Source organism: Streptomyces sp. NPDC059917, assembly GCF_042730635.1.
Lineage (GTDB): Bacteria > Actinomycetota > Actinomycetes > Streptomycetales > Streptomycetaceae > Streptomyces.
Window position 1 is genome coordinate 28,885 of record NZ_JBHWLC010000005.1, and the last position, 19,005, is coordinate 47,889.

At 71.7% G+C, this 19,005-nt stretch carries 20 protein-coding genes and 1 pseudogene; 12 read left to right on the forward strand and 9 right to left on the reverse strand.

The features are described from left to right. Window positions 1-66: 66 nt before the first annotated feature. Window positions 67-915 carry an SDR family NAD(P)-dependent oxidoreductase gene (locus tag ACFWAR_RS04385; RefSeq protein ID WP_385772915.1) on the reverse strand — a complete coding sequence of 283 codons (849 nt, stop codon included), beginning with the start codon at window positions 913-915 and terminating at the stop codon, window positions 67-69. A gap of 104 nt (window positions 916-1,019) precedes the next feature. On the opposite strand from ACFWAR_RS04385, the gene ACFWAR_RS04390 reads away from it, so the two are divergent. Then, on the forward strand, window positions 1,020-1,631 hold the full coding sequence (locus tag ACFWAR_RS04390) for a CGNR zinc finger domain-containing protein (RefSeq protein ID WP_385772917.1): 612 nt from the start codon (window positions 1,020-1,022) through the stop codon (window positions 1,629-1,631). A gap of 244 nt (window positions 1,632-1,875) precedes the next feature. On the opposite strand, the gene ACFWAR_RS04395 is transcribed toward ACFWAR_RS04390, so the two are convergent. Continuing rightward, window positions 1,876-2,718, reverse strand: coding sequence for a helix-turn-helix transcriptional regulator (locus tag ACFWAR_RS04395; RefSeq protein ID WP_385772919.1), 843 nt, complete (start codon window positions 2,716-2,718; stop codon window positions 1,876-1,878). Window positions 2,719-2,850: 132 nt separating this feature from the next. On the opposite strand from ACFWAR_RS04395, the gene ACFWAR_RS04400 reads away from it, so the two are divergent. Further along, window positions 2,851-3,915, forward strand: coding sequence for an aldo/keto reductase (locus ACFWAR_RS04400; RefSeq protein ID WP_385772921.1), 1,065 nt, complete (start codon window positions 2,851-2,853; stop codon window positions 3,913-3,915). Window positions 3,916-4,049: 134 nt separating this feature from the next. On the opposite strand, the pseudogene ACFWAR_RS04405 reads toward ACFWAR_RS04400, so the two are convergent. Next, a pseudogene (locus ACFWAR_RS04405) lies at window positions 4,050-4,854 on the reverse strand (TSUP family transporter). Then, the gene (locus tag ACFWAR_RS04410) at window positions 4,809-5,147 is read right to left on the reverse strand and encodes a MerR family transcriptional regulator (RefSeq protein ID WP_385772923.1); all 339 of its coding nucleotides are present in this window, start codon (window positions 5,145-5,147) and stop codon (window positions 4,809-4,811) included. The pseudogene ACFWAR_RS04405 and the gene ACFWAR_RS04410 overlap by 46 nt, the downstream one beginning before the upstream one ends. A gap of 920 nt (window positions 5,148-6,067) precedes the next feature. Between ACFWAR_RS04410 and ACFWAR_RS04415 the strand changes: the two genes are divergently transcribed. From ACFWAR_RS04415 to ACFWAR_RS04425, 3 genes are all read left to right on the forward strand, one after another. Then, window positions 6,068-6,241, forward strand: a complete 174-nt coding sequence (locus ACFWAR_RS04415) for a CsbD family protein (protein ID WP_385772925.1) — start codon at window positions 6,068-6,070, stop codon at window positions 6,239-6,241. A 268-nt stretch (window positions 6,242-6,509) separates the two neighbouring features. After that, complete coding sequence (locus tag ACFWAR_RS04420; RefSeq protein WP_385772927.1) at window positions 6,510-7,040, forward strand: DinB family protein; 531 nt, start codon at window positions 6,510-6,512, stop codon at window positions 7,038-7,040. A gap of 284 nt (window positions 7,041-7,324) precedes the next feature. Then, on the forward strand, window positions 7,325-7,906 hold the full coding sequence (locus tag ACFWAR_RS04425; RefSeq protein ID WP_385772929.1) for a DUF4383 domain-containing protein: 582 nt from the start codon (window positions 7,325-7,327) through the stop codon (window positions 7,904-7,906). 92 nt (window positions 7,907-7,998) lie between these two features. Here ACFWAR_RS04425 and ACFWAR_RS04430 read toward each other — a convergent pair whose 3' ends face one another. After that, entirely contained in the window at window positions 7,999-10,029 is a 2,031-nt protein-coding gene (locus tag ACFWAR_RS04430) for a glycosyltransferase (RefSeq protein WP_385772931.1), read from the reverse strand. 152 nt (window positions 10,030-10,181) lie between these two features. On the opposite strand from ACFWAR_RS04430, the gene ACFWAR_RS04435 reads away from it, so the two are divergent. From ACFWAR_RS04435 to ACFWAR_RS04455, 5 genes are all read left to right on the forward strand, one after another. Next, on the forward strand, window positions 10,182-11,504 hold the full coding sequence (locus ACFWAR_RS04435; RefSeq protein WP_385772933.1) for a glycosyltransferase: 1,323 nt from the start codon (window positions 10,182-10,184) through the stop codon (window positions 11,502-11,504). Window positions 11,505-11,691: 187 nt separating this feature from the next. Further along, window positions 11,692-11,871: a DUF6480 family protein gene (locus tag ACFWAR_RS04440; protein ID WP_385772935.1), complete on the forward strand. Its 180-nt coding sequence runs from the start codon at window positions 11,692-11,694 to the stop codon at window positions 11,869-11,871. Window positions 11,872-11,945: 74 nt separating this feature from the next. Further along, window positions 11,946-12,440, forward strand: coding sequence for a DUF427 domain-containing protein (locus tag ACFWAR_RS04445; protein WP_385772937.1), 495 nt, complete (start codon window positions 11,946-11,948; stop codon window positions 12,438-12,440). Window positions 12,441-12,677: 237 nt separating this feature from the next. After that, window positions 12,678-13,109: a TspO/MBR family protein gene (locus tag ACFWAR_RS04450; protein WP_385772939.1), complete on the forward strand. Its 432-nt coding sequence runs from the start codon at window positions 12,678-12,680 to the stop codon at window positions 13,107-13,109. 20 nt (window positions 13,110-13,129) lie between these two features. After that, on the forward strand, window positions 13,130-14,104 hold the full coding sequence (locus ACFWAR_RS04455; RefSeq protein WP_385772941.1) for a MerR family transcriptional regulator: 975 nt from the start codon (window positions 13,130-13,132) through the stop codon (window positions 14,102-14,104). Between the two features lie 290 nt (window positions 14,105-14,394). Here ACFWAR_RS04455 and ACFWAR_RS04460 read toward each other — a convergent pair whose 3' ends face one another. After that, a complete protein-coding gene (locus ACFWAR_RS04460) occupies window positions 14,395-15,057 on the reverse strand; it encodes an HAD family acid phosphatase (protein ID WP_385772943.1) in 663 nt (220 codons plus the stop codon). A 380-nt stretch (window positions 15,058-15,437) separates the two neighbouring features. Here ACFWAR_RS04460 and ACFWAR_RS04465 point away from each other — a divergent pair, with 380 nt between their 5' ends. Both ACFWAR_RS04465 and ACFWAR_RS04470 read left to right on the forward strand, forming a co-directional pair. After that, the gene (locus ACFWAR_RS04465) at window positions 15,438-16,742 is read left to right on the forward strand and encodes a class I SAM-dependent methyltransferase (RefSeq protein ID WP_385772945.1); all 1,305 of its coding nucleotides are present in this window, start codon (window positions 15,438-15,440) and stop codon (window positions 16,740-16,742) included. Between the two features lie 35 nt (window positions 16,743-16,777). Beyond that, complete coding sequence (locus ACFWAR_RS04470; protein ID WP_385773241.1) at window positions 16,778-17,449, forward strand: alpha/beta fold hydrolase; 672 nt, start codon at window positions 16,778-16,780, stop codon at window positions 17,447-17,449. Between the two features lie 34 nt (window positions 17,450-17,483). Here ACFWAR_RS04470 and ACFWAR_RS04475 read toward each other — a convergent pair whose 3' ends face one another. From ACFWAR_RS04475 to ACFWAR_RS04485, 3 genes are all read right to left on the reverse strand, one after another. Further along, a complete protein-coding gene (locus ACFWAR_RS04475) occupies window positions 17,484-17,792 on the reverse strand; it encodes a hypothetical protein (protein ID WP_385772947.1) in 309 nt (102 codons plus the stop codon). A 502-nt stretch (window positions 17,793-18,294) separates the two neighbouring features. Next, window positions 18,295-18,627, reverse strand: a complete 333-nt coding sequence (locus ACFWAR_RS04480) for a UBP-type zinc finger domain-containing protein (protein WP_385772949.1) — start codon at window positions 18,625-18,627, stop codon at window positions 18,295-18,297. Window positions 18,628-18,766: 139 nt separating this feature from the next. After that, on the reverse strand, window positions 18,767-18,910 hold the full coding sequence (locus ACFWAR_RS04485; protein ID WP_385772950.1) for a hypothetical protein: 144 nt from the start codon (window positions 18,908-18,910) through the stop codon (window positions 18,767-18,769). Between the last annotated feature and the right edge of the window lie 95 nt (window positions 18,911-19,005).

Below are 19,005 nucleotides of genomic sequence, written 5' to 3' on the forward strand. Positions count from 1 at the left end.
ATCCGCGGATCGCGCCGCCGGGGGCATCGCGGCTGGCAGCGCCTCGGCCCCCGGCGGGACTCGCGATTACCTGTCGACGGCGTCGGTCACGCGCTTCCAGCCGTCCAGGTCTGCGATGCGTGCCTCCAGTGCGGCGCGCATGCCTGTGGCGCCGGAGGTGCCGAGGGCCAGGCGCAGCGGCGGATTGTGGCTGTCGACCGCCGCCCGGATGCCTTCGGCGATCCGCGCCGCGGAGGAGAACGCGGACGCCGGCAGCTCTCCGATGCCCTTCTGAACCTCGCGAACGGTCTGGTCGTAGTCGGCCAGGCCGGCCGCGACATCGAGGTTGGCCAGGAAGGGGGTCGCGGTCAGCCCGGGCTGGATGATCGTGACCTTGATGCCGAGCGGTGCGACCTCGGCCACCAGTGCGTCCGACAGCCCCTCGACCGCGTGCTTGGTCGCGGCCAGCAGCCCCACGCCGGGATGAGCGGACTGCCCGTAGACGGACGAGCCTTGGAGGATGTGCCCGGATCGCTGGGCGCGGAGCACCGGCAAGGTCGCGCGGAGCACGTTGAGCACGCCGAAGACGTTGGTGTCGAACACGGCGCGAATCTGCGCGTCGGAGGCCTCCTCGATAGCTCCGAACAGTCCGTAGCCGGCGTTGTTGGCCACCACGTCGATGCGGCCGAACCGTGCGAGCGTGCGCTCCACCGCTTCCCGGACGGCCTGCTCGTCGCGCACGTCCGCCTGGATCAGGAGCAGGCGCTCACCGTGGACCTCGATCAGTTCCTCCAGGGAAGCGGTGTCGCGGGCGAGCGCCGAGACGACGTCGCCGCTCTGCAGTGCCTGGAGCGTCAGTTCGCGGCCGATGCCGGACGTCGCGCCGGTGATCAGCCATGCGCGGGGGTGGGTCTGCGGGTTTGATGTCTCAGTCATGTTGCGACCGTATTGAGTTAGCGCGCAACACGTCAAGTGGGGTGGCGCCCTTGGTTGCCCGTTAGACGAGTTAGCACCTATTGCTGCTGATGTAAGATGAGGGCATGAGCAGTGCGACAGCCCCACCTCCCAAACTCGGCCCGCGTACCGCCACACCGGCGGTGGATACCGTGCTCGCGTTCGTGAACACGCGCGCGGACGGGTCCGGTCGGCGGGAGTTGTTCGGGGATGGGGAATCGTTCGCGGCGTGGCGGGCGGAGTACGACGAGTTCGGCGGCGAAACCACGGCGACCGATGCTGATGCCGCGGCCGCGCGCGAGCTGCGCGACGCCCTGGTGACCGTGCTGCTCGCGCACTCGGGCGACGAGGAGAGCCTGGGTGAGCCGCTGCAGCGGGCCGAGCGGCACCTGCGGCGCGCGGGGTCGCTCTACCCGCTGGCGACGGTGATCACGGCCGATGGCGTCGAGCTGACGTCGCCGCAGGCGGGGGTGGAGCGCGTGTTCGGAACCGTACTGGCCGCGGTGACGACCTTCGCCCAGAGCGGTGACTGGGGGCGCATCAAGGCGTGCCGGAACCCCCCGTGCCATTTCGGTTTCTTCGACCGCACCCGCAATGGTGGAGGGCTGTACTGCAGTCCCGGCTGCGGCTCCCAGGTGTCCATGCGCAACTACCGCCAGCGGCAGCGCCAAGGGAGTCAGGCGCCGCCCCAGGCGTGAGGACGCGCTGCCGTCGCGGAGCCTTCCGCGACGGCAGGGCCGAGGTAGGCGCCGCGGTGGCTTTCCTGCTGATGCGCCCCGCCCTCGACAGCCCACCTGACCGGCCTCATGCGGTCGAATGACCATCGAGGTGCCTCGGGTGATCGTCAACAGTTCGGTGCGCTGCCGGTCACCAGCGGTGTGCGAAGCATGGTGGGTTTCACCGGCCACTGCGGCCCGCCGGTCGCCTGAGTTGTACGGCGGCTCAGGCAGTGAGCCTGGACGCGTTGGTCGCGCACAGCCGGTCCAGGGACTTGCGGCTCTCCTCGTCCGCGGCACGGTAGACGAGCAGGCGCAGTTCCGGGTCTTCGAGCGGTAGCAGGACTTCGAAGTCGACGTTGATGGGGCCTACGGCCGGGTGCCGCAGCATTTTCCGGCCTCGTCCGTTGACACTGACCTCTCGCTCCGACCACAAGCGGGCGAAGTCCTCGTCCTGCGTGATGAACTCGGCGATGAGGTCGGAAAGTTCCCGGTCTTCCGGGTGTGCGGCCCACGCCGCGCGCAGGTGGGCGATCCCGTCGCGCAGTGCCTGCTCGCGGTCGGCGTAGAAGCCGCGCATCTCCGGGTGCAGCAGACACAGCCACATCGCGTTGCGCCGTGACGGCGGCACGGCCTCGAAACCCGGTAGCAGCCGGGCCATTTCGAGGTTCCAGGCGAGGATGTCGTAGCGGTGGTCCAGCAGCATCGCCGGCAGCGGGGAGAGGTCGCCGACCAGGCGGGCCAGCGACGGTGCCGCGGCGGCGGCCGGCCCACCGGTGGTGCCGGGGCGGCGGTGTCCGGCCAGGTCGAAGAGGTAATCGCGTTCGCTCGGATCCAGGCGCAGGGCGCGGGCCAGCGCCGTCAGCACCTCTGCCGAGGGCCGCAGCCCGCGGCCCTGCTCCAGCCGGACCACATAGTCGGTGCTCACCCCCGCCAGTTCGGCGACCTCCTCTCGGCGCAGCCCCGGTGTTCGCCGGGGCTGCCGGCGCGACGGCAGGCCCAGCCGGTCGGGGTCGAGGCCTTCGCGCCTGCTCCGAAGGAAGGCGGCCAGCTCCTGGGTGGCGTCCATGGTTCGCATCGTCATGCCCGGTCCAACCGTCAGGGTGGGACCGCTCTTCCCAGGAAGTGCCGTCCCTTACCCCCCGGGCGCCGCCGCCGCAGACTCGGTCCCGGCAAGAGACCACGAGCACAGGAGGACCTGATGGCACTGACCCTCGACACCTACCGGCTGCTGGGCCGCTCGGGACTGCGGGTCTCACCGCTGGCCCTGGGTACCGCGACCTTCGGGACCGAGTGGGGCTGGGGCGCCGAGCGGGCCGAGGCCCGCAAGCTGTTCGACCACTACGTCGAGCTCGGCGGCAACCTCCTCGACACCGCCGACACCTACACCGACGGCAGCTCCGAGCGCCTGCTGGGCGAGTTCGCCCGCGAGGAGCGCGAACGCCTGGTGCTGGCGACCAAGTACTCGACGCTGCGCCGCCCCGGCGACCCCAACTCCGGGGGCGGTCACCGCAAGGCCCTGTTCGGCTCGGTGGAGGAAAGCCTGCGGCGGCTGGCCACCGACTACATCGACCTGCTGTACCTGCACGTCTGGGACTTCCGCACGCCCGTCGAGGAGATCCTGCGCGGCCTGGACGATCTGGTCCGGCAGGGCAAGGTGCTGTACGTGGCGATCTCCAACACCCCGGCTTGGCAGGTCTCCCGGATGCAGGCGATCGCCGACCTGCGCGGCTGGTCACCGCTGGTCGCGCTGCAGCTCGAGTACAGCCTGATCGAACGCACAGCGGAGCGCGACCTGATCCCGATGGCCCGGGAACTGGGCCTGGGCGTGGTCCCGTACTCGCCATTGGGTGGCGGGGTGCTCAGCGGCAAGTACAGCCGGGACGACGTGGCCGGGACGAGCGCCGGAACCGGCGACAGCACCCGCAGGAATCACAACCTGACCCTGGGCACGCTCACCGAACGCAACCTGGCCGTGGCCGACGTCGCCCGGGAGGTCGCCGCCGACCTGGGCCGCACCCCGGCCCAGGTCGCGCTGGCCTGGACCCTGCGCAACCCGGGCGTGGCAACCACCCTGATCGGGGCCCGCACCCCCGCCCAGCTGGAGGAGAACCTGGGCGCCCTGGAGATCGAGTTCACGGCCGCCCAGATGGCCCGTCTGGACGCGGCGAGCGCGATCGAGCTCGGCCAGCCACACGACCTGCTCGCTAGCGACAACATGCGCCATGTGACCACGGGCGGCCTGCGCATCGAGACCCGCCGCTGACGGCCGCCCGCCAGCGGCGATGGCCGCGGTCACGCGGACGGTTGGCCGTGCTCGCCGAACCGGGCGTGGAGGAGTGCCTGGTCGGGAGTTCGTGCCGTACCGGGTGCTGCGGAAGTCGACGGCCCGGGGGGGGATCAGCCGAGGGATTCGGCGGCGTAGAGCCCGCCCACGGTGGCGGCCAGGATCCCGAGGAGGAGGCGGAGGGCCTTCTCGGGGAGGTGGGGCTGGAGACGGGCGCCGAGGTAGCCGCCGATCAGACCGCCCAGGCCGCAGGCCGATCCGAGCCACCAGTGCGGCGCGATGTTTCCCGGGCCGGTCAGCGCGAGCAGGGCGTAGGTGGCGGCGCCGACGGCGGAGGTCGCGAACGTCGAGGCCAGTGCGGCGGGCGCGACTTGGACCACCGGCATGCCGCGGCCGACGAGGATGGGGGCGAGGAGGGAGCCTCCGCCGATGCCGTAGATCCCGCCGACCACCCCCACCCCCAGGGCCGGCCACGTCACCGCCCGCTCCGACAGGCCACGATCGCCGGGCGGGCGGTCATCAAGCGGTCGGGGCCTTCGGGGTGGCAGGAGGGTGCGGGCGGTGAGCCATAGCCCGAGCGGGAGCAGGCGGGAGCAGAAAGGCGGCGACGAGGGCCTTGAAGACGGTCGGGCCCGGGAGCGCGAACACCCGGATCGCCGCGCCCACCACGACACCGGGCAGGGTCCCCAGCAGGAGGCGGCGGACCAGAGGACCGTGGAAGGCGCCGGTACGGCGGTAGCGCCACAGGGCGCCGGGGCCCGCGATCAGGTTGTAGAGGAGGTTCGTCGGCGTCACCGCCGGGGACGGGACGGCGAAGACGCTCAGCTGCACCGGCAGCAGGAACACCGCCCCCGACACTCCTCTTCGCCGTCTCAGGCTGCGGGTGTCGGGTTCGCGGATTCGGCGGCGCGGCGGTATTCGGCGTTGATGCGCTGGGCCTCTTCGAGCTGGTCCTCGAGGATGATGATGCGGCAGGCGGCCTCGATGGGGGTGCCCTGGTCGACGAGTTCGCGGGCGCGGGCGGCGATGCGCAGCTGGTAGCGGGAGTAGCGGCGGTGTCCGCCCTCGGAGCGCAGCGGGGTGATGAGGCGGGCTTCGCCCAGGGCTCTGAGGAACCCCTGGGTGGTGCCGATCATCTCGGCGGCCCGGCCCATCGTGTAGGCGGGGTAGTCGTCGTCGTCGAGACGGTCGAACGAGTCGCCTGCTGTCATTGCACCTCTCTCATGGCACGCGTGGAGGGGCCCTGATGCCGTACGGCACCAAGGCCCCGAAGGAACTGCTACACCATCTGCCGGTCTTGATACTGCGCCGGCTTCCTGTATCCGCTGACCCGCCCGAACAGGGACGGGAGATGCGGGGATCGCGGTTGCTTGACCGGAGACCACCTCGCTATCGATGTCCTGCGGTACCCGGGCTCGGCCTTCCGCCCGGGCGATCCTGATGGCGCCCAATCCCTCCGTTCATCCCTCGGGTGATCAACTGCTTACTGAGCGGGGAACTGCGTACTGCTGGTACCGCGAACTGCGTGTGCTGCTGCACTCGGTACTACTGGTACTGCTCGTGGCCTGAACATGCGCCACGTTCCGGCAGCCAGCCCCGTCGCCCATCCTGCGTCTGCTCTGGCTTAGAACCCCACTGCCGAACTTCCCGGTGCGCGCGCCCGCAGCCGACGCCTTCACCGAGGTGCTGCTCACTTCACTGCACTGCCGGGTACTGCCATCACTGCGTTCACTGCGGTGCTGCCTGTGGCGGCCCCTGATGACTGCGGGCCACCCGGTCCGGCCGTCAGCCCCGTCGCCGTCCTGCACAAGCCTGGCTTCGGAACTCCACCACCGCACCGTCCAACCAATGCAACTGCGGATGCCGCTGCCCGGCGGTTCGTCTCTGCCGGGCCCTTCTTGACTGTGCTACGAGAGAAACCATAACCACGCCATGCTCCAATGTCTACTCTGGCCGACATAGATTTTCCTGTGCGTGTCTCTGAGGTAATCGGGTGCCGTCGGGTCGAGCGGCCCTGCCTGGCCCTCACGAGCCCGGGCAGACCCTGTCGCAGTTGACCCCGTTTACGGGAGCTCCCAGCGGCCATACGGGGTTGCGTAGGGCGTTTCCACCGAAGAGGGAGTGATCAGTTGTGTCTGGTGAGCAGAAGGCCGAGGCGAAGGGCGAGCAGGCCAAGGGCAAGCTCAAGGAGGCCGCTGGACGCCTGACGGGCAACGAGCGGCTGACCGCCGAGGGCCGTGCGGAGCAGGCCAAGGGCGATGCGCGTGAGGCCAAGGAGAAGGTCAAGGACGTCTTCAAGCACTGAGCCCATGCCTCAGGGTCGGGACCGCGCCAGCGGTTCCGGCCCTGGCGTGTGTCCGCGTGCTGTCGGTGTAGGCGAGGCGGCGGCGGGCTCGGGCCGGTGCGGTTCTGCCTGGCCGAAGAGGAGTGCGTAGCCGCCGGGGAGCCGGCGCAGGATGCGGGCGGGGAGGTCGGGGGCGACGGGGTCGCCAGCCGTCAGGCCGCCGAACGCCGCTATCCGCGCCTACGCCCCGGCACCACTGGAAGGTGACGGGCGTTGTTACGGTCCCGACATGACCGACACCCCCGAGCGCATCGAACGCGTCCCCTTCACCGGCGACGAGAAGTCAACCCTGCTCGCCTCGCTCGACCAGCACCGCGACATCGCCCTGTGGAAGCTGGAGGGCCTGGACGACGCGCAGTCGCGCCGCCCGCTGACTCCGTCCGGCACGAGCCTGCTGGGCCTGGTGAAGCATCTGGCGGCGATCGAGTACGGCTGGTTCTGCGAGACCTTCGGCTACGAGACCGAGAAGCTCTGGTTCGCTCCCGAGGACGATCTGACCGTCGGACCCGACGAGACGACCGCCCAGATCGTGGACCTGTACGGGCGGGCGAGGAAGGCCGCCGACCGGGTGATCCACGACCTGGACCTGGACCACCAGGGCACCTCGTGGGATGGCACGACGGTGTCGCTGCGCTGGGTTCTGGTGCACATGCTGGAGGACACCGTGCGGCACACCGGCCACATGGATATCGTCCGCGAGCTCATCGACGGCTCGACCGGCGACTACCGCACCACCTGGGATCCGGACCCCGCGGCCTGACGGGACCTCACGCCAGCGCGGGGCCGTCCAGCATGAGCGTCCCCGCGCCGGCGCCCCGGCCGGGACGGGTGCGTGGGGAGGCGTGCGGTCGGAGGCTGCCGGCTCGGCGACCTACGCGAAAATGGTGCATAAATGGTGCAAATTGCCCCTGCCATTCGCTCCGCATAGGTTCGGCTCGTCAGATGCCCTCCAGTGGCGGCCGGGGCGCTTCTCCGGAGTGATCCGAAGGAGACTCCCCCATGGCCGTCAAGCGGCGTACTGGCACCCTCACGTAAGGAGCCGACATGAAGCTGAGTGACGAACTACCCGTCGATCACCGCCTCGCCGCCGTCTATCGCTACGGCGCCCTGCTCTGCGGTCTGATCCTGATCGCTTTCGGGATCCTGGGCTTCGCGGACGCCCTGCACCCCTTCGACACCCGCGGTGCGACGATCGCGGGGATGACCACCAACACGACCCTCAGCGTCATCTCCGTGGTCGTCGGACTCGCGCTCGCCTCGGGCGCCGTCATCGGCGGCAATTTCGCCTCCACCCTCAACATCACCGTGGGAGTGCTGTTCCTGCTGAGTGGCTTCGCGCACCTCTTCATCCTCGACAAGAGCGCCAACGTCCTCGGCTTCGGCATGACGAACGTGCTGTTCAGCTTCGTCATGGGGTTGATCATCATGACCTTCGGGATGTACGGCCGTGTCTCCGGCAAGCTCCCCCACGACAACCCGTACTGGCAGAGCCGCCACGCGGGCCACGAAACGGGCCGGTCCGCACGGGCCCGTACCGCCCTCACCGGTCGGACGGCCCACCCTGGTGCCCGTGTCTCCCGCGGCGCCGCGACAGGCCCTCTCGACTCGGGCGAGACCTCGCGATGACACGCGCCGCTGCGCCAATGGCGCACCAGCCTGGGGCGGAGGACTGCGCCGGGACGGGGCTGCTCTCGGATCCGGCCGGTGGGGTGGACCGTTCACGTAGGGCGTGACGACGTTCCGATCCTCGCCAGCCCCGTGTAGACGGCGGCGAACGCCGTAGCCGCGGCGTCGATGGAATAGCGCGCCCGGACCGTGGCACGGGCGCGGCGGGTCATGGCACGGACGGCGGCCGGGTCCAGGTCCAACAGCCGCTCCAGCCCTTCGGCCAGGGCGGTGGACGACGAGGTGTCCAGGAGGATTCCGTTGACCGTGTCCCGCACGTAGTGCGGGATGCCGCCGCGGCCGGTGCCCGCGACCGGCAGGCCCGCGTCCATGGCCTCCAGCACGGCAATGCCGAACTCCTCCTTCGCACTGGGACAGACGTAATAGGCTCGGCCGGCGGTTTCCGGGTCGGCCAATGCCCGCTCCAGGCACCGGACCACGTCATTGGGCATCGCGGGCACCAGCGCCAACCGCGCCGCGGCATCCGGGTGCTCGTCGAGCAGGGCGTCGATGGCGCACCGCACCTCCAGCTCCGCCGGATCTCGCCTCTCCGCCCGGGCGGACCCGCCCACCACGACGAGCGTCGAGCGCTGGTGGAGACCCGATTCGATCCACGCGCGGACCAGGACGTGCTGCTGCTTGAGCGGGTGGAGGCGCCCCACGGAGAGCAGAAGGGGCATGCCGCGCGCGGTCGGGTCGAGGGCCGAGGTGCGCCCGACGGCGAAGAGGCCCTCCCGCAGCCGTTTCTGTCTCAGCGCTTCGTCGTCGGCGGGCCGGTAGGCGGTGATCCCCTCCTGAGGCGCGCTGGGTCCTTCCCCGCCTCTGACCCCGGCGAGCTGCGGGAAGTAGCGGACCAACTCGCCCGTGCCGCCCCGGCCGGGGATGCCGATGACTTCGTCGGCACGGTCGACGAGCCTGTCCGCCGCGAAGACGCGGTGGAGGTCTTGTCGCAGCTCCTCGGTTCCGGGCCCGTTGGCCGTCGAGCGTCCGGCGTGCCGTTCGGTGACGCGGCGGTGCGGATCGGGCGTAGCGGTGAAGATCAGGCGCGCGCCCAGTTGCCGAGCGGCTTCGGCGACCGCGAGAGAGGCGTCGTCCGCGTATCTCACATGGACGAGGTCGGGCTGTCGGCCCAAACCACCGAGGACCTTGCTGGTCCACCAGGTCAGTGCGGCTCCGGCGGGATTCCCGGCCGTGGCGGTGTCGTGGGGGGCGGTCGGCAGCGTGAGCGTCCAGTGTCCGGTGCCCCGGCCGCGCAGGAGGTCGGGCTCTTCGCCGAGTTCCCGCGCGTCCTTCGTCACCAGAGTGATCACCGCATCGATGCCCCGTGTCCGCGCGAGTGCGTCGCCCAGGCCGGCGAGAAGGACTCCGAGACCTCCGCTGCTCCCCTCCCCCGGGTTGTCCATCTCGCCGAGCAGCATGGACTGGACCACCAGCAGGCCGTCGCCGTGCGGCAGGTCGGGGGACGCGAACAAGCGGCCGCCGCCTGCGGCCACGAGCAGCAGGCGTTCGTACGCGTCACCGGCCGTGTCGGGCGTGGGAAGGATCCGGCGCAGGTCGGGGTGGCCCGCGAGGTGGCGCCAGAGCGAGAGCCGGGCCGGCCTTGTGCTGAGGGGCCGGCTGCGGGCCAGGTCGGCCCATTGGTCGGGCTCCAGGACCCGGAGGTGCCCCGCGGTCGCGAGATCGATCAGGTGGGCCAGGGTCCCGGGATCGGTGCAGCGCAGGATCGCGTCGCGCAGTCCGCGCCGGACGCGCGCGGTTCCGTGGAGGTGGACCGAGCGGGCCCAGGCCTCCGCGACCGTACTGCGCAGTCGGTGGTCCCCGCTCAGTGCGGTGGCCAGGAGGGCTTCGGGGGCGAGCACCCTTCGGAGCCTCAGGGCGCGGCGTAGGGAGGCGGTCCTCGCGTCGAGGGGATCGTGCAGGGGGCGGGCCGCGGGCCAGTGATGTCCGGGGAGGTACTCGGCGTACAGGAACGACGTCAAGGTGCCCGGGGCGAAGGCGGTCCCCAGTGCTGTCCCGGGAGCCCAGAAGCTCTGGCGGGCCGCTACGAAGGGGTCGGTCCCGTCCTGCGGGGTGGTTGCGTCCATGGGGCGCTGCTCTCGCTCGGGCGGATGGTCACCCTCCCTTCCGCCGGGCCAACGGCTTCGGATGCGGGCACATGTTCGTTCCGGGGCTGCCTCCGGACCCGGGCCCGGCGCCGAAGAGGGCATGACAGCCCTCTGCCGGAAGTAGGTCCCTCATGCCGCGTGTCACCGTGATCGCTCCGCCGTTCCACTCGCACGCGGCTCCCCTGTCCGTGCTGGCCGGCGAGCTCCGTGCGACGGGGGCCGAGGTCACGTTCGCCTGCGCGGAGGGATTCGCGTCCCTGGCCGAGGCCGCGGGGGTGGAGTTCACGCCGCTGCGGATCGGCCGCAACGCGAACACGGGAATCGCGCGGCGCACGGTCCAGGCCGAGGACGAGGCGCGACGCCTGGAGGAGTTCCTGGAGGCGACCCGGGGCGGGGCCGTTCCCGCCCTGCTGGTTCAGGCACGGCACCGCAGGGCGGACATGCTGGCCGCACCGGAACGGGTCCTGGCGGAGCTGCGGGCCCTGCATGCCGAACGGCCGGCGGACTGGTACGTGGTCGACCAGCTGAGCTACTCCGTGACGCTGGCCCTGCACTGTCTGGACCTGCCGTACGCGACCTTCTGTCCCGGCCATCCCAGCTATCTGCCGGCCGCACCCGGTGCCCTGTTCGGAGTTCCCTACGCGTGGCCGCAGGCAGTGCGGCCGACCCCTGCGGATCTGCGGACGCTGCGCGGCGAGGCGCGGGCGAACGACCACTCGTTCACCGCGCTCTTCGCGCGCTTCATCAGCCGCCACGCGCCACACCGCCCCGTGCCGAGGCGGGCGTTCACCCTGTGCTCGCCCCGCGCCGTCCTGCTGAACTATCCCCGGCTCGACTGGCTGCCCCCGCGCCCCGAAGGGCCGGCCTACGTGTTCAGCGGACACCTCACCCCCACCGGCACGCTCGATCCGGGCCCGTTCTGGAGGGCCGAAGCGCGCCGGCTGCGGCAAGCGGGCCCGCGCCTGGTCCTCGTCGCACTGGGGACGTTCCTGTCGGCCCGGCGCGACGTACTGGAATCGGTGACCCGGGGGATCCTCGCCGAGCGCCCCGACACTTCCGTGATCCTCGCCGCCGGGGACCAGGCGGAAGCACTGGCGGGTCTGGCGGGCCCCCGGGTCGCGGTGGCCGCGACCGTACCGCAGCAGGCACTGCTCCAGCAGGTGGACGCCATGGTCCACCACGGAGGCAACAACTCGTTCACCGAGTGCCTCGCGGCCGGTGTGCCCGCCCTCCTGCTGCCCTTTTCCAGTGATCAGTTCTCCGTCGCCCACGACGCCGAGAGGGCCGGCGCGGGCTTGTGCCTGGACCCGTACCGGCTGGACCCGGCAACGGCCGGCCGGGCGGTCTCCGCGCTGCTGGACTCCCCCCGGCACGCCCTCGACGAACTGCACGGCCACGTCCGCGCGCACGGTCCCCGAAGAGCCGCCCGCGAACTGGCCGGGCTGATGGCGTGACCCGGGCCCACTGGTCCCGCGTCCCGATCGGTCCTGGCACCGAGGCAGCCGCCGGGACGCGTCGAGCATCGCGGGGTGCGGGACCGGCACGGCGGCCAAGCGGTGCACGAACGCTGCGACGTGCGCCCGGGTGGCCGACGCCGGACAGTGGGGGTAGGGAACGACCTCTTCTGGCAGAGGAGACACCATGAGCACCCATCGCGTCACGCCCACGGAAACCCCGCCGGTGGAGGGCTCCACGGCCGAAGCGCACCAGGAACGACCTGACGGCGGGGTCTGGGAGCACCCGTGGTTCCTCTTGGGGCTGATCGTGCTCGGCACGGTCCTCGTCGCGGGCTTCTTCGCGGCGCGGATCGCCGGGCTGTAGGCGCGGGGCCCAGAGGACGGCGTGACGGCCCGGGTGGGGCGGGGCTCCACCGTGCGGGGCCGAAGGGAGCGACGATGAGGACAGCCGGGCCGTCGGGTCGGGACCCCGAGTCCGTGTGGGACTACCCGCGACCACCGCGTCTCGAACCGGACGACAGGCACGTGGTCGTGGAGTTCGCCGGAGCTCGGATCGCCGACAGCCGCCGCTCGGTGCGGGTCCTGGAGACGAGCCATCCCCCGGTCTTCTACATCCCGCCCGAGGACGCGTGCCGCGAGCTGCTCGTGCGATCCGAGACCCGGACGTGGTGCGAGTGGAAGGGCAACGCCACCTACTGGGACCTGCGCGTCGAGGGCAGGGCCGTGGTCTCCGACGCGGCGTGGAGCTACGCGGACCCCTCCCCCGGATTCGGCGCGATAGCCGACTTCCTCGCCTTCTACCCGTCCCGGGTGGATCGCTGCCTGGTCGACGGCGAGGAAGTCGCGGCGCAGCAGGGCGACTTCTACGGAGGCTGGATCACCTCCGACGTCAGGGGGCCGTTCAAAGGCCCGCCCGGCACTCGGGGGTGGTGATGCCGGACGCCTCTCGCCGACCGCATGCGCGCGGTGCATCCGGCAGGGGCTCCACAGGCGAAGAAGAGACGGACCAGCGCCCTCGCGCGGGCAGCGCAGCGCGTCCGAAGTCATCGAGTCTCCCGGGAGCCGGACGTGGCACATTCCGCGACACCAGCACCGAACCCGCAACCGACCCCGACCCCGACCCGCCCTAGCCGTTCAGGACACTGGGGAGCGCTCGCGGGCTTCCTCGTCGTGACCTATGGCGTCGCGGCCCTGGGGGCACTCGCCTCCGCCGACGCGGGTGAGGTCTACGCGGCGCTGGAGCGGCCCGACTGGGCCCCGCCGGCCTCGTTGTTCGGACCTGTCTGGACCGTGTTGTACGCGATGATGGCGGTCGCGGCCTGGCTGGTCCGGCGGCACCCCGACCGATCGTCCGTGCGGCGGGCTCTCGTCTGGTGGTCGGTTCAGCTCGCCCTCAACCTCGCCTGGACCCCGCTCTTCTTCGCGGGCCGCCGGTACGGACTCGCCCTCCTGGACATCGCTCTGCTGCTGGCCGCGCTCACCACCACGGTGCTGTTGTTCCGTCGGCTGAGCCGCTTGGCAGGGCTCCTGCTCGTCCCGTACCTGCTGTGGGTGGTCTTCGCCACCGCCCTCAACGCGTCCATCTGGCAGCTGAACACGTGAAGGTCCGCCAGGAGGGCCCCGTGACGGTGCAGCAGCCGGTGGTCGGCATGAGTACCGGGGCCGTGGCACAGCGGCTCGGTGTGGCGGCGGCGACGTTGCGCTCGTGGGAGAGGCGTTACGCGATCGGCCCGGCCGTCCGCGTGGTCGGCAAGCACCGCCGGTGGCTGCCGGAGGACATCGCGCGCCTGGAGGAGATGTGCCATCTGACCGCATGGGGGGTGCCGCCCGCGGAGGCGGCGCGCGCCGCGCGGCTGGCGGCCGCAGCAGCCTCCGGGGAGGGAGCCGATGCTCCCGGGGCCGGCGCTGGAGCCGGGGCGGGGCGGACTCCGGGTGGCTCGGCGGCTCTGCCGCTCGGGTCGGTGCGCGCCGAGTGCCGCGGCCTCGCCCGTGCGGCGGTGAGACTGGACGGGGACGCGGTGGAGCTGCTCCTGGAGCGGGCCATCGAGGACCATGGCGTCGTGGTGGCGTGGGAGGAGATCATCGCGCCGACGCTGCACGCCGCCGGCCGCAAGTGGGCCTCGTCGGGCGAGCGGTACATCGAGGTGGAACACCTGCTGTCCTGGCTCGTCTCCTCGGCCCTGCGGCGTCCGCGTCCGCCGCGCCGCCCGCCTCGCGAGGGGCTTCGGCCGATCGTTCTGGCCTGCGCTCCCGGGGAACTCCACAGCCTTCCGCTGGAAGCACTGCGCGCAGCTCTTGCCGAGGGCGGGCTGCCGGTGAAGATGTTCGGGCCGGCGTTTCCGGTCGGCGCTCTGAGCGAGGCGGTGCGACGGGTGGGGCCGTCCATGGTGGTGGTGTGGGCCCAGGGCCGCCCGGCAGCCGCGGCAGAGCTGGTGCGCGCGGTCGAGGGAGTCGAGTGGGGGGTGCGGGGGGCGAGGTCCCACTCCACGCTCCTGGTCGCGGGGCCCGGCTGGAACTCCGTCCCGCAAGCCGGCTCCAGGCGGCTGACCGGCCTGCGTGCGGGTCTCGACCTGATCGAACAGCACCTCGCACGCTGACGCGACGGGATCGGATCCGGCAGACAGGGGCGCCCCTGATCTGCGGTGCCGGGCTCAGCGGAGGATCACGAGGGCCTCCTCGGACCTGTGCAGACATCGCGATCCGCACCGAACCCGCAGGCCCCCACCTGTTTCAAGACCCAGCACGCGTGTCACCAACGCCCCCCCCGGGACAACACACCACGGAAAGGGCCCCGCATCGGGGCCCCTCCTGTGGTTCACGGCGGGTCTCAAGAGTCCGGTAGACCCTGGTCGAGCGGGCGACCGAGTACTCGACCGCCGCCTGGGGTCTAGGAGAGCTTGCCGTCGTAGTCCGGCAGCTTGACGGTGCGCTCGGCGTGGCCTCCGACCAGGTCGCTCTGGTTGTTGCCGATGTTGGCGATGATCGTGTAGCCGCGCGCCTCGATCTCGGCCCGCTTGGCCGTCTTGTATGCGCTGACCTCGGTGAACAAGGCGGGGAGGTCGCGAACGTAGAGGCCCGAGACCGGGTAGCCGACCGCCTTGAGGTTGCGCTCGGTGAAGGAGTACACGATCCCGGGCCGGGCGGTGACGAAGAAGATGGCGACCCCGCGGTCGTTGGCGTACCGGGTCAGGTCGCGGACCTTGGCGATGGCGGGTGTCGGGGAGGTCCAGAACCAGTGGAAGTCCGTCTCCAGCGAGGAGTTGTCGATGTCGAGGACGATCGCGGGCTTCTCTCCGGCGGGCGCGGCGGCGATGCGCTGCTCGATCGCGGGCCGTACCGCGTCGATGGCGACGGCGACGTCGCGCTGCCAGGTGGCGTAGTCGATGCCGAGGAGGAGCGCGTTGCCGCCGGGCGCGGACGCGGTGGCGGCCGGGGCGACCGTCGCCGCGCGGACCGTGGCGGGGGCCGCCTGGGCGGTGGCGGCCGGAAGCAGGGCCAGTACGGCCGCTACTGCGGCCACCGTGGCGGCGGTGGTACGGGGGCTGCGCATGCGGGGATGCTCCTCAGTCACTCATTGGCATGTACGTGATCAGAATGAACAGCGGCCGCACGCATGTCTACTGGCCGGTAAGTAACTTTTCATTGCCGGGCGGTGAACGAGTTCTCGCCAGCAGGGGCTCGACGGCCCGTGAACGTCCGCCTGTACGGCCGCTGAGCACACCATGTCCAGCGCGCCCGCAGCGTCGTCTCGGCAGTCGCCGTCGCCGCCTCGACGGTCTGCCTGCCGAGCGCGCAGGCCGCCACGGTGAGACCGGTCGTCGCAGCGGCCAATCCATCGGGCCGCCGGCTACGAAGTACGGGTGACGCCGGAACGCTCCACCTCGACCGCCTCGGCGTCCTTCAGCTTCTCCTCCTGGAAGGGACCGCCCGATGAGGCCCGTAGCGGACCGACTGGCCGACCTCCTCGGTCAATTCCTCGACGGCCCGCTGCCCTTGCGGTTGCGCGCCTGGGACGGCAGCGAGGTGGGCCCCGCCGACGTGCCCGTCGTCGCTCTGCGCGGGCCCGCCGCACTGCGCCGCCTGCTGTGGCAGCGCAACGAGCTCGGGCTGGCCGAGGCCTACGTCGCCGGTGACATCGACGTCCACGGGGACCTGGCGCAGGCCCTCGGCCGGGCCGGCCGGTCGGTCCGTGACCGGGAGGTCCGGCGGCCAGGTGCGGCGGCCCTGGCCGCGGCCGCCGTGCTGGCCGCGGGACTGGGGGTGGCGGGCCCGCCACCCCGGCGGCCCGAGGGCCGCGCCCGTCTCGTCGGCCGTCCGCACAGCGCCGCCCGGGACCGGGCCGCCATCGGCCACCACTACGACCTGTCGAACGAGTTCTACGCCCTCCTCCTCGATCCGGCCACGATGGCCTACTCCTGCGCCTACTGGTCCCGCCCGGCGGACCCCTCGTACGGCCTGGCCGAGGCCCAGACCGACAAGCTCGAGCTGATCTGCGACAAGCTCGGGCTCGGCCGCGGGGACCGGCTCCTGGACGTCGGCTGCGGCTGGGGCTCCCTTGCCGTCCACGCCGCCCGGGAACGCGGAGCGCGGGTCACGGCCGTCACGCTGTCCGCGGAGCAGCGGGACTTCGTCGTCCTGCGGGCCGCACGCGAGGGCGTGGCCGACCTGGTGGACGTCCAGCTGCGGCACTGGCGGGACATCGACGGCGGAGAGTACGACGCGGCCGCCACCGTCGAGATGGGCGAGCACGTCGGGGACCGCGAGTACGCGCGGTTCGCCGGGCTGCTGCGGGCGGTGCTGCGGCCGGAAGGCCGCCTGCTCGTCCAGCAGATGTCCCGCGGGGCCACGGCCCCCGGGGGCGGCCGCTTCATCGAGACGTACATCGCTCCCGACATGCACATGCGTCCGCTCGGCCGGACCGCGGACCTGCTGGAGTCCGCCGGTCTGGAGGTCCGCTCCGTCGAGTCCTTGCGCGAGCACTACACGAGGACCATCGACGCCTGGCGCGCCAACCTGGAGGACCGGTGGGTGGAGGTCGAGGGCCTCGTCGGGGAGACCACCGGGCGGGTCTGGCGGCTCTACCTGGCCGGGGCTTCCCTGGCCTTCGCCGAGGGCCGCATGGGCGTCGACCAGTTCCTCGCCGTGAACCCGACCCGCGAAGGCGCGTCGGGGATGCACGCCGCCGCGTCGCCCTGCATCCCGTCCACCCGCTCCGCGCGGGGGGCCCGGCCGTGACCGGTGGGCACCGGGGTACGGGCACCGGCGCGGCGATGGTCCCGGTCTTCGGCCACCGTCTGCCGCGCGAGGCGAAGGCAGCGGTCCTGCTGCTCCACGGGGGCCGGGCGGACGGGCCGGGGCCGCCGCCGCGGATCAATCTCCCGGCGCTGCGGATGCGGCCGTTCGCCACCGCGCTGCTGCGCGAGACCTTCGCCGATGACGTGCTCGTCGCCCACGTCCGCTACCGGCACCGCGGCTGGAACGGGACGCACGCCCACCCCGTCGCGGACGCCGTGCGGGCACTGGACGAACTCCGCGCCGTGGCGGGGCCGGTCCCCGTCGTCCTCGTGGGCCACTCCATGGGAGGGCGCGCCGCCCTGCGCGCGGCGGCGGATCCCCGGGTGAAGGGGGTCGTGGCCCTCGCGCCGTGGTGGCCCGAGGCGGAACCCACCGCCCATCTGGAGGGTCGGACCGTCGTCGCCCTGCACGACGAGGCCGACCGGATCACGAGTGCGGCCGACACCTGGTCCTGTCTCACGCGTGCCCGCAGCGCCGGAGCGCGGGTCCAGGGGATCGCGATGCCCCGCGGCGGACATGCGATGCTCCGCGACGCCCGCCGGTGGCACCGCCTCGCCGCGGAAGCCGTCAGCGCCGCGCTCGACGACCGCCCGCCCCCGTCCGGCGGCGCGGGGACGGTCCACCCGGCCGGAGACGCCGCACGGTAGGGGCGGTCGGGGCCACGGGGTCCCTGAGCCGGCTTTATCCTCCTTCGCCGTCATACGGCGGCGGGGGAACGCCGTAGGCGGCGTCAAGCCGATTGATGATCTTCCGGAGTTCCCGGGCGCCCCGTGGTGACATCACGTTCATCACCGTCTCGAGGAGAGCGCGGGCCTCCAAAGGGTTGCCGCAGCAGTACCAGTGCACGTTGCCCAGCTCGTAGTCGTGCCAGTGCTGCCGCTCGGGGCGGCGGACGTGGTCGCGCCACAGGCGCACCGCGACGGTGACATCCCCTGGTCGCAGGTAGTTCCGAGTGCGTTCGAGGTGGGCTACCTCGGAGAGTGCCCGCAAGGAGGCTCCGTCGATGGCGGGTCGCGAAGCCTGTGTCCGGTACAGAGGGAGGCTCGTCCGGACGTCCCTCGGCCGTCTACGCGGCATGGATCTTTCGGTTCGTCATCACGCGGCCCACGGTGTCACGATCGCGCGCGCTTCTCGAACGAGTTCACGCAGCTCGCCGTCGAAGGAGCCCACCTGGTCTTCGACACCCAGCGCCGTTTCCGGAACACCTCTGTCCTCACCGAGGTTCGTACCGGCTGCTCCCAGGACGGAAGGGCCCTGGTGTCGACGTCGGTTCTCGGTACGCCCGGACCCGCTGACGAGCTGGCCATCCGCGCCGACCTGTCCGAGGTGTACGTCACGGACACCGAGGCATGGGAACCCGTCCACCGTACGACCGTCCACGACACTCTCCCGGAGAAATGGAGGCGAACGCTCGGCCGATCGCCCGGTCCGGACCAGTCCGCCCTTTCCATCCGGAGGGCTTACACCGCAATTCGGGTGGTTTCCCTGGCTGTCACTCGCGGATCAGGAACACTTCGTCGGGGAAGCACCATGCCCAGTCCTCGTCGGGAGCCATGGATGCCGCGACGGGATGCCCGGTCGCCAGGTAGTGGGAGTAGGCATGCCGTCCCCGAGAGCTGTCACAACACCCGATGTGCCCGCAGGTCAGACACCGACGCAACCGCACCCAGGTCCATCCGCGCGCAAGGCAATCAGCACAACCCTCTCCCAGCGCCGTACCAGGAGTCGGCGTTGGCGTTGGCGTTGGCGTCACGGTGTGCGAGCAGGTTCGCCCCTGTGGGCGGCCGCCGTCCGGTGCCACTGACCACGCTGTGTCCTGGCCCATGGCGTTCCCCCTCCTCGGCTCCCGCTCTCGCCACACGCTAGGGCGAGAAACCTCAGCACGCCTGTCGGCAGCGGGAACGGAGGAGCCGAGGAACACCGGCATTGGACGGCCTGCCGCCCGAGCCAAAGCGGCGGTACCCCTACTCCTCCTGCACCGGGGCCGCGCGGCGCTGCGCGCGCCGTCGAACCCACAGGTAGAGGGCGTCGTCGCCTTGGCGCCCCGGTGTCCGGTCGGCGAGCCCACCGCCCACCTGCACGCCCGTACCGTCATCGCCCTGCACCACGAGGCCGACCGTGTCACCAGCTCGGCCGACACGTGGTCCTACCTCACGCACGGCCAGTCGGCCGGAGCCCGGGTCCTGGGTACCAGCCGTCCGCC